This window comes from Microvirga sp. P5_D2 (assembly GCF_054049475.1).
Window position 1 is genome coordinate 1 of the sequence record NZ_JBFUMH010000422.1, and the last position, 557, is coordinate 557.

The window sequence follows — 557 nt, forward strand, 5'->3', positions numbered from 1 at the left end:
TCGAAAATAGCGCAGCTTTGTTCAGAGGCTCCGGCGCCTCAGAACACGGCCCATAGATGGCTCAGGGCGATAGGACCTGCGCAACTCGAAAACTGCATCCTGCAGGGCATCAATGGCAGCGACCGCCTGAGCCCGCGAAGCCGCGATCACAGCGGGGTCTCGGGTGGTGAATCGATTGGCCGTATGAGCCAGGCGGGTGCAGCGCTCGAACACCATGCGCCTTGCATCTTCGAGGCGCCTGTCGGGCCTTGCGGGCGAAGCGATGTCGTCGCAGACCTGGAGGACATCGCGGGTCAGGTCCTCGGCGGAATACAGCCCTGAATATTCCTTGATCAGGGCGCGGACGATGCTCAGAGAACTGCGGATTTCCTGGCGCAGAATGTTGTCGTTGCTCATCGCGCAGCTTCCAAGCGAATTGGCGGTCCTGCCTACAGGGGCGATAAACTCATATGGCCGAAGTTCTCTAACAAGTTCTTAGCCCTGCTTCTCGGCGACGGCAGTCGCCTGAGGCTTGACGGGGTACAACGATGGCGCGGAACCATTGCGCGCATAGGAAG

The 557-nt window shown here is 60.3% G+C and carries 1 protein-coding gene; it reads right to left on the reverse strand.

Annotated features, from left to right (window positions below):
* Positions 1 to 21: 21 nt before the first annotated feature.
* Entirely contained in the window at positions 22 to 396 is a 375-nt protein-coding gene (locus tag ACXJKO_RS32075; protein ID WP_457095024.1) for a hypothetical protein, read from the reverse strand.
* Positions 397 to 557 lie beyond the last annotated feature (161 nt).

What these genes read in the sequence shown, in the direction of transcription:
- ACXJKO_RS32075 (WP_457095024.1), bottom strand. Translation starts at nt 396, where the DNA reads ATGAGCAACGACAACATTCTGCGCCAGGAAATCCGCAGTTCTCTGAGC.